Genomic DNA, 13,863 nt, shown 5'->3' with positions numbered 1-13,863 from the left:
GATCCCACCCGGATCCAGCCCCTGCCCTGATCCTGTCGGGTCAGTCTGCCGGGGTGTGATCGAGCCGGTGCGCCCGGATGTCCACCTCCAGATCGACGAACCGGGCGATGACGAAACCGGGCACCTTGATACCCAGGCCGGACCGGTCCAGCCGGCCGGTGATGCGGACGGCGGCCGACCCCTCGTCCACCGCCGTCAGCGTGACCGTCAGGTCCACCGGCACCGAGCTCCCTCGGGCTTGCAGCTGGGCGGGCACCGTCCATCCGTCGGACCTGGCCGGCGCCGGAGCCGCCTGCACCACGATCGTCGGATGCCGATCCGCGGACAGGAACCGCTCGGTGCGCAGATCCCGGTCGCGGTGGCGGTTCCCGGTGTCGATCGACGCGGTCGTCAGTTCCACCCGGGCGGAGACGACGTCGCCGGCGGCACCGATCCGGATGGTCCCGCCCGCGACGGCGATCGTGCCCCGGGCCGTCGCGACCAGCTTGTCGCGGACCCGGAATCGCGCGGTGCTGGTGGCCGGATCGACGGCCCACCATCCGACCATCGCCGCGCTCGGCGTGACCGCCCGCGCCGGCGCGGTCATCGGGCACCGTCCCCGGACCGGACATCCGCGACCTGGTACCGCTCGACCCGGGACGGTCCGGGCAGCAGGGCCGGGTCCTCGCCGGGCAGCAGTTCCGAGGTGGTGATCAACCGGATCGCCTTGTCCAGGCTGGCCTCGGACCGGGAGATGACCACGACCGCGGACCCGCCGTCGGGTTGGGTGAGCACGTAGCGGGCGACCAGGTCGGCGCGCAGCTCGGGATCGGAGTCCAACAGCGGGTCGATGCGTTCGGTGCCGGCGCGTTCGGCGGCGGCGACCAGTTCGGGCGAGCGCGGGCCGTCGAACAGGGTGAGTTGGGCGTACATGGCGACTCCCGGGGTAAGCGGAATAGGACTGCCTCACGGTCGCGCCGCGCAGTCCCTCCCGACCTCAGTGCCGCCACTGAGATCGCCTACTGAATCGGGGCGCTGACCCGCCTTTGACCGACCGCTGGATCGGCCTGCGGCCCATACTGAGGCGATGGTCGCCCTGTTCGGCCGGTCGTCCGACCTCGCCGCCCTGGCTGCGGCGCGGGCGGCGGTGCTGGGTGGGTCGGGTCGCCTGGTGCTGATCACCGGTGAGGCGGGGATCGGCAAGAGTGCACTGGCCCAACGGGCGTTGGAGGACGCCGCCGCGGCCGGCTGCCGCGTCGCGCGCGGTTTCGCGGTCGACGATCCCGGTGCTCCCGCCCTGTGGCCGTGGCGGCGCGTGGGTCGCGATCTGCCCGAGGTGGCCCACGCCCTGGCGACCACGGCCGGGGGCGACGCACCTCCGGACGCGGTCCCCGTTGCCCTTCCGGATGCCGGAGCCCGCTTCCGGCTCAATGAGGCGATCGCCGACGCCGTGACCGCGGCGGCCGGACCCACGGGGCTGGCCGTCCTGCTCGAGGACCTGCAGTGGGCGGACGCGACCACCGTGGCGGTGCTCAAGCACCTGGCCCAGGAGCTCGCCGCGGCCCGGCTGCTGGTGCTGGTCACCGCCCGGGAGGCCGAGGACACCCCGTTCACCCGGGCGTGGGCGGAGCTGACCCGCAGTCCCGCAGCCGTGTCGATCCCGCTGCGCGGCCTGCCGGAGCTAGCGGTGCGGGACTGGCTGGCGGCCACCGGCGATCCCCACGGCTGGCTCGAGCTGGCCCCCGAGCTGGCCGACCGGACCGCGGGCAACCCCTTCTATCTCGCCGCGATCACCGCACAGCAACGGCCGCCTGGTTCCGCCCGGCCCACCGTGGACCGGCTGGTGCTGGACCGGGCGGGGCTGCGGACGATCCTGTTGACCCCGCTGCGCTCGCTGTCCGAAGATCACCGCCGGACAGTGGCCACCGCGGCCGTGCTGGGCGAGCGGCTGTCCCCGACGTTGCTGGCCGCCGCGCTCGGCGTGCCCACCGAGTCGGTGAGCGCGCAACTGGCCGACGCGGTCCGGGTGGGGCTGCTGCATTTCGGGGCCACCGGTCTGGCCTTCCGGCACGCCATCGTCCGGGACGCAGTGCTGGCCGACATGTCCGCCGACGAGCGCATCGCCGCCCACGAAAGCATCGCCACCGCCATGGACACGGTCGCCGACGACGCGCTGGTCGGACCGAGTGCGGGCCACTGGAACCAGGTTCCCGGCCGGCCCAGCGCGCAGCGATGCCGGGACCGGGCGGCCCGGGCGGCGGTGCTGGCGGCGAGCGACACGGCCCACGACCGGGCCGTCGGCTTCGCCCGGATGAGCCTGCGGCACAGCCGCGAACTCGGTGATCCGACCGTCGAGTTGGCCCAGCGCACCCTGGAGCTGGCCCGCTACGAATGGGCGGCCGGGCTGCTGCCGGACGCGCTCGCTTCCTGCACCGAGGCGGTGGACCTGGCCGACCGGTGCGACCGGCCCGAGCTGATGGCCCAGGCCGCCCTGGTCCCGCAGGGGGTGGGTTCCCTGGACGTCTCGCGGGTCCGCGACGGGCTCTGCCGACGCGCCCTGAACCGGCTTCCGGCGGGTGATTCCGCTTGGCGAGCAAGGCTTCTCGGACTGCTCGCGGTAGCCGCGGCGGACGAGGCGATCGACTCGTCGGCCGAGGTCCTGTCCGCCGATGCGCTGGCCATGGCCCGCCGCACGGGCGACCCGCACGCCGAGTTGGACACCATCGCGGCGCGACACTTCGTGCTGAGCTACCCGCAGGCCATCGCCGAACGCACCGCGCTGGCTCGGCGCACGCTGGAACTCGCCCCGCCCGGGTCGATGAGCCGGCTCTGGGGCTTGCTGTGGCTGTCCGACATCGCCCTGCAGGAAGGCGATATGGGCCGCTGGGATGGTCTCGTCCAGGACATCGACGCGCTGGCCCGCCGGACCGGATCCCCGGTCGCGCGCTGGCACGTCGCCCGGATGCAGGCGTTGCGGCTGGCTCTGATCGGGGAATTCGCGGCCGCGCTGGTCGAGGCCGACCGGGGGCGGCGGCTGGCCGAGCAGGTCGGGGACATCTCCATGCTGGGCATGTATTTCGCTCTCCGGGCGCAACTGGCGATACTGCTCGGCGCGCCCGACGACATACTCGGGCAGGCCATGTCGCTGATGGATCGAGCGCCGGCCATGCCGCTGATCACGGTCAGCCAGGCGCAGATCTTCCTGGCCCAGGGCCGTCGCGACGCTGCTGCGGCGGCGATCGCCCCGCTGCGCGACCTGCCCGAACGGATGCCCATGGGCCCGCGCTGGTCGGGTTCGCTCGGCTCGCTCGGGTTGGTCGCCACCGACCTGGGTGACGCCGATCTGGCCGGCCGGTGCTACCGGGCGCTCGCGCCCACGGCCCATTGGTGCCTGGGCGACGGCGGCGGAACGCCCTACTCGCTCGGTTCGATTGACTGGCCCCTTGGTGAGATGGCCCGCTGCGCCGGTCTGGCCGAGACGGCCATTGGCCATTTCCGGCGCGCCATCGAGATCAATACCCGGCTGGGCGCCCGGCCTTTCGTGGCGATGGCCCGCCTGGGCTGGGCCCGCTGCCTGACCGATGACGACCCGGACTCACCGGCCGGCGGCGACCTGGCCGGCACCGCACTGGCCGAATTCGAGCGGTTGGCGATGCCCGGACCGGCGGCCGCGGCGCGGCGCCTGCTCGAGCATCGCAGCCCGGCCGCGCACGGCGACGGCCTGACCGACCGGGAGGCCGAGGTCGCCGGCCTGGTCGGTCAGGGTCTGACCAACAAGCAGATCGCCGCGCAGCTGTTCCTGTCGGTCCGCACCGTCGAGTCCCACGTCCGCAACGCCCTGGCCAAGCTGCAGCTGACCTCGCGGACCGAACTGGCCCTCTGGGTGCACCGGCCGGATCGGTGACCGCCGAGGCGGGTCAGCCGACGCCGGGGTCGGAGCGATAACCGGCACACAGCAACCGCATCCAGTCGATCTGCCGGGTACCGGCGCCCGCCGCCGGGACGGTGGTGAAGTAGGCATGCTGCTCGACCGTGTATCCGTGGCCGTCCCGCCGCACCCCGAGCCGGTAGGTGACCCGTTCGCAATCGGCGACCTGCCCGCCGGTGATCGAGAACAGGTGCTCGATCACGTCACCGGGACCGAACCACCGGCCCAGGATGATCTCGTCGACCACCACGTCCGGGGCGCCGGCCTGCCAGTGCCGGCCCGGGGTCAACGCCTGGAAGTCGATCGATTCGGCCAGCAGCGCCCGCAGGCCGGCCCGGTCCTTGGCCGCCACGGCCCGCGCGAAGCACTCACCGACCGAGGTCATCGTGTTGGTGTCCATCATTGACCGGCCTCTCAGTAGCTGAAGGTGACCACGGGGTCGTCACCGATCCACTGCCACAGCGGGACGGTTCCCCCCAGCGTGGCGTTGGCGACCAGGGTCTGCGCAGACAGGGCCTTGGCGTCGAAACACAGCGGGCAGACCAGGTAGCTGCCGCCGGCGGCGGCGTACCGGGCGACCAGGTCGGCCAGGGGCGGACAGCCCGCGCACGCCACCCCGGTGGCGACCGATCCGGTGGCCAGCCGGACCGCCTCCTTGGTCAGGAACATCAGCGTGGTTCGGCCCTGCTCGGCCGCACCGACGGCGACCAGGAAGGCGACCGTCACCTTCTCCGCGTCCTCCAGCCCCGTGCACAGGCTGATCACCGCTTTGCCCACTGCTTGGCTCATTGCCACCACAACCTCTCCTCATTGGCCCGGCGCGGATCGACTCGCCCGATCGTCCGGCCACGGGTCGCGGCGGTCATGGGGCGCTCGCCCCATTTGTCGGAAATGGCGAACGGTGGCAGCGTGGAGGCGTGCTCGCCGCCGACCCGGCCCCGGCCCGGCCCCGCCGGGCCGAGGTGCTCGCCGCCCTGTCGCTGGCCCTCGACCTGGGTCTGGGCCAGCCGATGGAGCACATGCTGCGGGCCGCGGTCATCGCCACCCGAATGGCCGACCGGATCGGGATGGACGCGACCGAACGCGGGGTCGTCTACTACGCCGAGCTGGTGTCCTGGATCGGCTGCCAGGCCGACTCGCCGGAGCTCAGCGCCCTGTTCGCGGACGAGATCGCCTTCCGGGCGGGTACTTTCCCGATCGATCTGCGCGGCCGGAACCGGGCCCGGTTCCTGCTCGGCCAGGCCGGCCACGGCCGTCCGCCGCTGGCCGGCGGCCGCGCCCGGCTGCGCCTGCTAGCCGACGGGCGCCGGCGGATGCACGAACTACTGGAGTCGCACTACGCGTCGGCCGGCGCGCTGGCCGACCGGTTGGGCCTGGGTGCGGGCGTGCGGGACGCCATCCACCACACCTTCGAACGCTGGGACGGCACCGGCCTGCCTCGCGGCATCGGCGGCCCGGCCATCCCGATCGCCATGCGGATCGTGCACGTCGCCGACGTCATCGAGGTCCAGCTGCGGGCGGCCGGACCGGAGGCCGCCGTGCAGCTGGCCCGCCGGCGCAGCGGCACCCAGTTCGATCCGCAGGTGGTCGCGGTGCTCACCGGCGCGGCCGACGAGATCTTCGCCGGGTTGGATCAGCAGGACGTCTGGCCCCTGGCCCTGAGCCAGGCCCCCGACCCGCGGCTGGCCCTGTCCGACCCCGAGGTGGACGCCCTGTTGATCGCGATCGGCGATTTCGTCGACGTCAAATCACCTCGACGGCAAGGACATTCACGACGAGTCGGGGCGCTGGCGGCGCGGGCCGGCCAGTCGCGCGGCCTACCCGAGACGACGGTGCACGCCCTGCGCCGGGCCGGGTGGGTGCACGATCTGGGCCGGCTGGGGGTGCCGGGCGCCCTCTGGGACCGCTCCGGCCCGCTGTCGTCGGCCGATCGCGAACGGATCCGGCTCTACCCGTACTTCACCCAGCGCATCCTGGGGCGGGTGGGCGGCCTGGCCGAGGTCGCAGAGATCGCCGGGGCCCATCGAGAACGGCTGGACGGCTCGGGGTTTCCCCGCGGCGTGGATGGCTCGTCGCTGTCGGTGCCGGCGCGGTTGCTGGCCGCCGCGGCCCGACTGCAGTCGCTGACCGAGGAACGGCTCGACCGGCCCGCGGTGGGGCTGGCGCAGGCCGTCCGGACGCTGGAGCGGGAGGCGGCGGCCGGTGCCCTGGACGCCCAGGCGGTCGCGGCGGTCGCCGACGCCGCCGGCCAGCCCCAGCCGCGCCGGCGGGCCCGCGCCACCGGGCTCACCGCCCGCGAGGAGCAGGTGCTGGCGTTGGCCGCGGTCGGCCGGTCCAGCCGGCAGATCGCCGCCGAGCTGACCATCAGCGAGAAGACCGCGCGCAATCACCTGGAGCACATCTACACCAAGACCGGGGTGTCGAACCGGGCCGGGGCCAGCCTGTTCGCGGTGCAGCACGGCATCGTCCGGGCGGGGCCGCCGACCGGCTGACCTACGAGCCGGCCTCGACCGCCGGACCCACCAGCCGCGCATACACATCGCCCGAGCGACCGGCCGGCCGGAACCGGTCCAGCAGCCGGCGCAGACCGTCGGCGTCCAGCCAGCTGTCGGCGGCCAAGCGCATCGTCTCGACCGGCGAGTAGTTGTACCGGTAGTTCCCCAGCCGGTCGACCAGGTCAAGGGCGGCCCCGGCCTGATCGTGCGCGGCCGGCAGGTACTCGAAGGACAGGGCCCGCGGTGGACGGGACAGCCCCGCCAGCACCGCCGTCTCGAAGCCCTCGACGTCGATCTTGACGAACGCCGGCTCGCCGTACCGGGCGGCCAACTCGTCCAGGGTGGTGACCGACACCGGCACGGACCGGTCCCAGTGCACCCGCGCGAACAACGGGTCGCGGGTGACCTCGTCGATCCACTCGGGGGCCATCGAGGACACCGTCGGCGAGGCCGTGGAGACCGCCAGTCGAGCCTGGCCCGGCCGGGCGCCCACGGCCTCGGGCACGATCGTCACCCGGGGATCGCGGCCGTAGAGCACCCGCAACACGCGCAGGCAGTCCGGCTGCGGCTCCACCGCGATCACCCGCACGCCCAGCCGCCGCCAGGCCCGGACCCGGCTGCCCACGTGCGCGCCGATGTCGAACGCCACGTCGCCCGGGTCCAGGAACTGCCGGTAGAACCGGGTCAGCCGGGCCCGTCGCCCGGGAATGCCGTGGTAGATCGCCAGCGACCGGCCGATCCCCCACGCCCGGACGGCCGCGTCCCGCCCCTGCGCCCACCGGCGCCCGCGGGTCATGGCGCGCCGAACCGGTCGGACAGCGCGTACCGCAGCAGCACCACGTCCCCGATCTGCCGGACCTCGGCCAGCCGGGCTCGGCGGCCCGGATGGAAGGGGAAGTCTCCGTCGTCGACGAACCGGCGGCCCCGGTGGTCGCCGACGAAGAACGGCGCGATGACCAGGTTGAGCTCGTCGGCCAGACCGGCGGTGAGGAACTGCGTGTGCACCGACCCGCCGCCCTCGACCATCAGGCGGCGGATGCCCCGCCCGTACAGGTCCTGGCTCATCCAGGCCAGGTCGACCGGTTGGCCGCCGTCGATCACGGTGGCCCGCGGGCCGAGGCTGCGGCGGGCCTGGGTGACGGCGGAACTGGCGCAGTAGACGTACCGGTCGGTCTCGCCCTCGGTGAAGAACCGGGCCGTCGGATCGAGCTGCGCCCCGCAGGTCAGCGTGACCTTGGCCGGCGACGGGGCCTGGCCCCGGGTGACCCGGTCGTCGCGCCGGGTGGCGGTGCGGACCAGCAGCCGCGGGTTGTCCTTGCGCACGGTGGCCGCGCCGACCAGGATCGCGTCGCAGCCGGCCCGCACCTCGTCGACCCGGTCGAAGTCGGCGTCGTTGGACAGCAGCAGGCGGCGCTGGCCCGCACCGGCCAGGTAACCGTCCAACGAGGTGCAGCAGGAGAGCAGGGTGTAGGGTCGCTCACTCATCGCCGACCTCCCGCGTCCGCCCGGCCGATCGGGTCCGGATCGATCGGGCCAGGGTCGATCGGGACAGGGGCCGGGCGAGCAGGACGACCAGCCCGGGGGTGGTGGCGATCAGGGTCAGCGCGCCGAACGCGGTGGCCGCCGCGACGCCGGTCCCGGCACCCCAGCCGGCGGCCCCGAACACGGCCGCCGCGACCGATTCTCGCGGCCCCCAGCCGCCCACGTTGATCGGCACGAGCATCGCGGCCAGCACGACCATGGCCACCGGAACCAGCTCCAGCGCGCCGGCCGGCACGCCGACCAGCCGGGCCGCGATGACGAACAGCACGGCCGGACCCACAGCCACGACGACCGAGGCGAGCAGGATCCGGGGCCAGGCCTCCCGGGCCAACACACCGGTCCGCAGATCGGCCGCCACCACGCCGGCCAGCCGGGACCAACGGCTCGTCCCCCGCGCGATCAGCAGCACCGCACCGGCGACGATCAGCAGCCCGCCGAGCAGGATCACCGGGCCCAGCAACCAGGACAGCGCCGGCCCCGGCACCAGCGCCACCACCAGCACGGTCAGGCCGACATGCACCAGCGGGCCGGCCGCGCGTTCACCGGCGACCGCCCGAGCCCCGCGCCCGACGTCCTCGACCGTCCGGCCGTGCCGGACGGCCCGGTCCACGTCGCCGAGCACCCCGCCGGGCAGGGTCGAGTTGAGGAACTGGGAGCCGTAGTAGGCGGCGATCGCCGGCCCCCACCGCAGGCGCAGACCCAGCCGTTCGGCGACGATTCGCCACCGCCACGCGCAGGCCACCGTGGTCACCGCGCCGATCACCATCGCGGCCAGCACGGCCGGGACGGTCAGCGCGGCCAGGCCGGCCAGGAATGGGCCCGTGCCCAGCTGCCGCAGGACGATGACCACCACCAGGGCCCCGCCGAGCAGCTGCAGGCGAGGCCACCAGCGCGCCCGATCGGGACGGCGACGGTCGGCGACCGGCAGCGGGGACGGGGGCGGGGGCGGGGGCGGGGCGATCGTCATCGACCCGCCGCCAGCAGCGTCCGGGACACCCGCTCGGCGGTGACCGGCCAGCCGGTCAGCGTGCTCCGACGCGCGGCCGCCGCTCGGCGCCACTCCTGCCGGCGCGCCGGGTCGCCCAGCCAGTCCCGCAACGCCGCGGCCAGCGCGGCCGGGTCGTCCGCGGCCACCAGCATGCCCGGCCGGCCGGACCCGTCGCCGGCCCCGAGGGCCTCCGGCACCCCACCGACCCGGGTCGCCAGCACCGGGATCGCCCGGGCGAGCGCGTCACCGATCACCATGCCGTAGGTCTCGGCCCGGGACGGCAGCACCAGCAGGTCGGCGTGGGCGTACGCGGCGGCCAGGTCCGGGCCGGTCAACGGGCCCCGGAAGCGGATGCGGGGCGAGCCGGCGGCGCGCACCCGCGCGGCGAAGTCGGGCGCGACGTCCAGCGCGCCGACGACGGTGCACGACCAGTCCAGGTCGGGCAGCGTGGCCAGGGCGTCGACCAGGAGGTCCTGTCCCTTGTGCGGGGCGATCACGCCCACCGCGAGCAACCGGCGACCGCCGGCCGAGCCGGCGGCCGGCGGGGCCGGATCCACCCCGGGCGAAGCGACCTGGATCCGCTCCGGGTCCAGCCCGTGGCGCGCGACCAGCCACTCCCGGGTCCACCGGCTGGTGGTGATCACCCGCCGGCTGCGCTCGAGCACGAGCCGCTCCTGATCGGTGCCCAGCGGCATGTGCACGAGAACGACCAGCCGCACCCGGCCCGCCGCGGCCACCAGCACCGGCGCCGCGGCCGACGCGATCAGCCCGTCCACCAGCACCACCGCCCGGTCCGGCAGGTCGGCCAGCACCCGGTCCAGGCCGGCCAGGTCGGGCTCGTCCGGCTCCGGCCAACCACCCGGCACCGGTCGCTCGTCGACCTGCCAGCCGGTTCGGGTCAACCCGTCGAGCACCCGGCGGTCGTAGGTGTTCCCGCCGCTGGGCCGGGCCGGGTCGTCCAGACCGGCCGGGACCAGGGCGACCACCGCCCGCGTCACCCCGGCCACAGCTCACGCTCGTAGCTGGCCCAGGCGATGTGCGATTCGTGCAGGGTCACGGTCAGCCGGCACAGGCCCCGCCCGGACGGCCCGAACGCCTCGGCGTGCACCCGGTCGGCCAACCGGTCGGCGATCGCTCGGGCCAGCACCTCGGTGGTGGTATTGCGGCCGGCGAAGGCCTCGTCGTCGTCCAGGTTGCGGTAGCGGAAGTCGTCCACCACGGCGCGCAGTTCGTCCGCGGCCAGCCCGATGTCGACCACGATGTCGTCCGGGCTCAGGGCCCGGCCGGCGAATGCGGCGTCCACCACGAAAGTGGCGCCGTGCAGGCGCTGGGCCGGCCCGAAGACCTCACCGCGCAGGCTGTGCGCGATCATCATGTGGTCGCGGACGGTGACCGTGAACACCGATTCCTACCTCTCGTCGTAGGTGATGACGTGACAAAGCGCCGGCAGCTGGCCGCCGACCAACGCGGGCAGCACCCGCGGCAGATCCTCGAATGTCGATTCCCCGGACAGCAACGCGTCGAACGCCTGGTCCCGGAGCAGCTCCAGGGCCAGGGCCAGGCGCTCGCCCATGCTCCGGTGACCGCGGCGGGCCGGGGCGACCGCGCCCACCTGACTGGCCCGGATGCTGAGCCGGCCGGAGTGGAAGGCCTCGCCGAGCGGCAGCCGGACCGGGGTGGTGCCGTACCAGGACAGGTCGATCACCTCCCCCTCCGGACGCAGCAGGCGCAGCGCCAGGGCCAGCCCGTCAGAGCTGGCGCTGGTGTGAAAGACCAGGTCCTGGCCGTCGGGCGCCCGCTCCGGGGCGGCGAAGTCGACACCGAGGGCGGCCGCCAGCTCGGCCCGAGCCGGGTTCAGGTCGACCAGGGTGACGCGCGCACCCGGCAGCCCGGCCAGCACCCGGGCCAGGCTGCCACCGACCATGCCGGCACCGACCACGGTGATCCGGTCGCCGACCAGCGGCCGCGCATCCCAGCAGGCGTTGACCGCGGTCTCCACCGTGCCGGCCAGCACGGCCCGGGCCGGTGGCACCCCGTCGGGCACCGGGGTCACCGCCGACGCCGGGACCACGTACTCGCGTTGATGCGGGTACAGGCAGAACACCGTCCGCCCACGCAGGTCGGCCGGGCCGGACTCGACGACCCCCACGTTGAGGTAGCCGTACTTGACCGGTCCGGGGAAATCCCCTTCCTGGAACGGTGCCCGCATCGCCTGGTACTGGCTCGGCGGTACCGACCCGGTGAACACCAACGTCTCGGTTCCCCGGCTGATCCCGCTGCGCAGGGTGCGGACCCGGACCTGGCCCGCTTCGGGCTCGGGCCGGGGGCCGGGCCGGATCTCGCCGACGCCCGGGGCACGCACCCAGAAGGCGGCGCCGGGCTCGGTCGGGCCAACCATTCGAACGTCCCCTTCCTGCTGCGTATCACCCGGCTGCGAATCCGGCGCGACGCATCCGGCCGGCGAACCGATCGGCCCGCGGCGACGTATCCGTCACGGTAGGTGGTAGCCATCCGGTCCCGGCGGGCGCCGGTCCCACCGGGCGATCGATCCATGGGTAGATACGGAGATGGGATGCCAACGGTTCGCCGTCACCCGCCCCGGCTGCTGGTCATCCAGGCCGTCGCGGGGCTGGTCGGGGTACTGCTGGTGCTGGGTGCCCTGGCCGGCACCGTCGGGCTGCGCACCCCCGGCTGGGTGGTGGGGGTCGGCTACGGGCTGACCTTGACCGGGTTGCTGATCCGGGCGGTGTGGCGAACGGGCCGCGGTCACCTCGGCCCTGCGGATGCGGTGACGCTGACCCGGGCGGTCCTCGTCGGCGGTCTGACCGCCCTGGTCGCCGACTCGATCTCCGGGCCGGCTCCGGTCTCGATGATGGTCGCGCTGGCCACGGTCGCGTTGGCCCTGGACGCGGTGGACGGCCGGGTCGCCCGGCGAACCGGCACGGTCACCCCGGCCGGCGCGCGGTTCGACATGGAGGTCGACTCGTTCCTGCTGCTGGTGCTCGCGGTCTATGACGTGCGGTTGCTGGGCAGCTGGGTGCTGCTGATCGGCGCGGCCCGCTACCTGTTCGTGGCGGCGACCTGGCGGTGGCCGTGGTTGGACCGCCCGGCGCCGCCGCGGTACTGGGCCAAGGTCGTGGCCGCGATCCAGGGCATCGTGCTGACCGTGACGATGGCCGGTCTGCTGCCGACGCCGGTGCTGGCCGTGGCGGTGCTGGCCGCCCTGGGCCTGCTGGTCGAATCGTTCGGCCGCCAGGTGTGGTGGCTGTTCCGTCATGCCCGCCCCGACCGATCCGCGGAGGGAGCGGCGTCCGCGCGGGCGGTGTCGCCGACCCGCCGGGTGCTGGCCGGGCTGACCACCGCCGTGGCGGTCGGGCTCGTCTGGTTCGGCCTGGTCGGTCCGAGCGACCCCAGCCAGCTCGACGTCACGGCGTTCCTGCGGATCCCGCTGGAAGCGCTGATCATGGTGGCCCTGGTGCTCACCCTGCCGCGGCGCGCGGGTCAGGTGGTCGCCGTGCTCGGCGGCGTCCTGCTCGGTGTGCTGACCGTTATCAAACTGCTCGACATCGGCTTCCTGGCCGCCCTCGACCGGCCGTTCAACCTGCTGTCCGACTGGAGCTACGCACGCTCGTTCGTCGAGCTCCTGGGCGGTTCGCTCGGTGACGCTGCCGGGACGGCCGTCGGCATCGCCACCGCGGTGCTCATCGTCGGATTGTTGGTGCTGCTGCCGCTGGCCGTGCGCCGGCTGGTCCGGGTGGCCGGCCGGGACCGGGCGCTGACCTACCGCTTCGTCGGCGCGTTCGGCGTCATCTGGCTGGTCGCCGCCACCGTGGGCCTGCAGGTGGCCCCGGGCGCTCCGCTGGCCGCCGCCGAAGCGGCCGAGACCGCGTACCAGGAGTTGAGCACCGTGCGGGCCGGGCTGGCCGACCGGGAGGACTTCGCCGAGCAGCTGGCCCGGCCCACCTTGCCGCCGTCCGCGCTGACCGGGCTGGCCGGCAAGGACGTGGTGATCGCGTTCGTGGAGAGCTACGGGCGGGTGGCGGTGCAGGATCCGGCGATCTCCCCCGGTGTCGACGCCGTGCTTAACAACGGCACCCGGCAACTCACCGCCGCCGGGTTCGGCGGCCGCAGCGCGTTCCTGACCTCCCCCACCTTCGGCGGCATCAGCTGGCTGGCCCATTCCACCCTGGAGTCGGGATTGTGGGTGAACAACCAGGCGCGCTACGACCAGTTGACGGCCACTCCCCGGGCGACCCTGATTTCGACGTTCCGCGACGCGGGCTGGCGCACCGTGCTCAACGTGCCGGCCAACACCCGTGACTGGCCCGAGGGGCAGCGCTTCTACGGCCCGGACCGGATTGACGACGCGCGCACCGTCGGCTACCGCGGCCCGCCCTTCGCGTTCGGTGCGCCGCCGGATCAGTACACCCTGGCCCACTTCGCGCGGACCGAGCTGGCCCCCACCGACCGCGCCCCGGTGATGGCCGAGATCGACCTGCTCACCAGCCATTCGCCCTGGGCTCCGCTGCCCGAGCTGGTCGACTGGGCCCGGGTCGGCGACGGCACCGTGTTCACCGGGATGCCCGAGCGCTCGCCGTCGGTGGATCAGGTGTGGGCGAGCGGGGATCGGGTCCGGGCCGCCTACGGCGCCACCATCGAGTACAGCCTGTCCGCGCTGATCTCGTTCGTGCTGACCTACGGCGACGACGACCTGGTCCTGGTGGTGCTCGGCGATCATCAGCCGGCGAGCATCGTCAGCGGCGCCGACGCCGGGCGCGACGTCCCGGTGACGATCATCAGCAAGGACCCCGCCGTGCTCGACGCCATCGCCCCGTGGGGCTGGCAGCCCGGACTGCACCCCGATCCGCAGGCGCCGGTCTGGCGGATGGACGAGTTCGGCGACCGCTTCCTGCGCGCCTTCGCGTAGCCGC

Annotated in this window: 13 protein-coding genes; 3 read left to right on the top strand and 10 right to left on the bottom strand. The window is 74.1% G+C overall.

Features of this window, described 5'->3' with window-relative positions; translation table 11 throughout:
- Nucleotides 1–40: 40 nt before the first annotated feature.
- Both NAMU_RS01620 and NAMU_RS01615 read right to left on the bottom strand, forming a co-directional pair.
- Nucleotides 41–586, bottom strand: a complete 546-nt coding sequence (locus NAMU_RS01620; protein WP_012814231.1) for a YceI family protein — start codon at nucleotides 584–586, stop codon at nucleotides 41–43.
- A complete protein-coding gene (locus tag NAMU_RS01615; protein WP_012814230.1) occupies nucleotides 583–912 on the bottom strand; it encodes a hypothetical protein in 330 nt (109 codons plus the stop codon). The genes NAMU_RS01620 and NAMU_RS01615 overlap by 4 nt, the downstream gene beginning before the upstream one ends.
- Nucleotides 913–1,066: 154 nt before the next feature.
- Here NAMU_RS01615 and NAMU_RS01610 point away from each other — a divergent pair, with 154 nt between their 5' ends.
- On the top strand, nucleotides 1,067–3,883 hold the full coding sequence (locus NAMU_RS01610) for a helix-turn-helix transcriptional regulator (protein WP_012814229.1): 2,817 nt from the start codon (nucleotides 1,067–1,069) through the stop codon (nucleotides 3,881–3,883).
- A 13-nt stretch (nucleotides 3,884–3,896) separates the two neighbouring features.
- On the opposite strand, the gene NAMU_RS01605 is transcribed toward NAMU_RS01610, so the two are convergent.
- Both NAMU_RS01605 and NAMU_RS01600 read right to left on the bottom strand, forming a co-directional pair.
- Nucleotides 3,897–4,292, bottom strand: a complete 396-nt coding sequence (locus NAMU_RS01605) for a hypothetical protein (protein WP_138179886.1) — start codon at nucleotides 4,290–4,292, stop codon at nucleotides 3,897–3,899.
- Between the two features lie 29 nt (nucleotides 4,293–4,321).
- Nucleotides 4,322–4,696 carry a peroxiredoxin gene (locus tag NAMU_RS01600; RefSeq protein WP_174299005.1) on the bottom strand — a complete coding sequence of 125 codons (375 nt, stop codon included), beginning with the start codon at nucleotides 4,694–4,696 and terminating at the stop codon, nucleotides 4,322–4,324.
- 128 nt (nucleotides 4,697–4,824) lie between these two features.
- Between NAMU_RS01600 and NAMU_RS01595 the strand changes: the two genes are divergently transcribed.
- Nucleotides 4,825–6,399 carry an HD domain-containing phosphohydrolase gene (locus NAMU_RS01595; RefSeq protein ID WP_012814226.1) on the top strand — a complete coding sequence of 525 codons (1,575 nt, stop codon included), beginning with the start codon at nucleotides 4,825–4,827 and terminating at the stop codon, nucleotides 6,397–6,399.
- Nucleotide 6,400: 1 nt separating this feature from the next.
- On the opposite strand, the gene NAMU_RS01590 is transcribed toward NAMU_RS01595, so the two are convergent.
- The 6 genes from NAMU_RS01590 to NAMU_RS01565 are packed head-to-tail and all read right to left on the bottom strand — an operon-like array spanning nucleotide 6,401 to nucleotide 11,330.
- Complete coding sequence (locus NAMU_RS01590) at nucleotides 6,401–7,198, bottom strand: FkbM family methyltransferase (RefSeq protein WP_012814225.1); 798 nt, start codon at nucleotides 7,196–7,198, stop codon at nucleotides 6,401–6,403.
- The gene (locus tag NAMU_RS01585) at nucleotides 7,195–7,887 is read right to left on the bottom strand and encodes a RibD family protein (protein WP_012814224.1); all 693 of its coding nucleotides are present in this window, start codon (nucleotides 7,885–7,887) and stop codon (nucleotides 7,195–7,197) included. Before NAMU_RS01585 ends, NAMU_RS01590 begins: the two co-directional genes overlap by 4 nt.
- Nucleotides 7,880–8,911, bottom strand: coding sequence for a lysylphosphatidylglycerol synthase transmembrane domain-containing protein (locus NAMU_RS01580; protein ID WP_012814223.1), 1,032 nt, complete (start codon nucleotides 8,909–8,911; stop codon nucleotides 7,880–7,882). The genes NAMU_RS01585 and NAMU_RS01580 overlap by 8 nt, the downstream gene beginning before the upstream one ends.
- Nucleotides 8,908–9,930, bottom strand: coding sequence for a glycosyltransferase family 4 protein (locus tag NAMU_RS01575; protein ID WP_041369643.1), 1,023 nt, complete (start codon nucleotides 9,928–9,930; stop codon nucleotides 8,908–8,910). The genes NAMU_RS01580 and NAMU_RS01575 overlap by 4 nt, the downstream gene beginning before the upstream one ends.
- Nucleotides 9,927–10,334, bottom strand: coding sequence for a 6-pyruvoyl trahydropterin synthase family protein (locus NAMU_RS01570; RefSeq protein ID WP_012814221.1), 408 nt, complete (start codon nucleotides 10,332–10,334; stop codon nucleotides 9,927–9,929). The genes NAMU_RS01575 and NAMU_RS01570 overlap by 4 nt, the downstream gene beginning before the upstream one ends.
- A gap of 6 nt (nucleotides 10,335–10,340) precedes the next feature.
- Complete coding sequence (locus NAMU_RS01565; protein ID WP_012814220.1) at nucleotides 10,341–11,330, bottom strand: zinc-dependent alcohol dehydrogenase; 990 nt, start codon at nucleotides 11,328–11,330, stop codon at nucleotides 10,341–10,343.
- A gap of 174 nt (nucleotides 11,331–11,504) precedes the next feature.
- On the opposite strand from NAMU_RS01565, the gene NAMU_RS01560 reads away from it, so the two are divergent.
- Complete coding sequence (locus NAMU_RS01560; protein ID WP_012814219.1) at nucleotides 11,505–13,859, top strand: CDP-alcohol phosphatidyltransferase family protein; 2,355 nt, start codon at nucleotides 11,505–11,507, stop codon at nucleotides 13,857–13,859.
- Nucleotides 13,860–13,863 lie beyond the last annotated feature (4 nt).

The organism is Nakamurella multipartita DSM 44233 (assembly GCF_000024365.1).
In the GTDB taxonomy this organism is placed as follows: Bacteria; Actinomycetota; Actinomycetes; order Mycobacteriales; family Nakamurellaceae; genus Nakamurella; species Nakamurella multipartita.
Note: the sequence above shows the minus strand (reverse complement) of the source record. Positions and strands in the feature narration are given on the sequence as shown.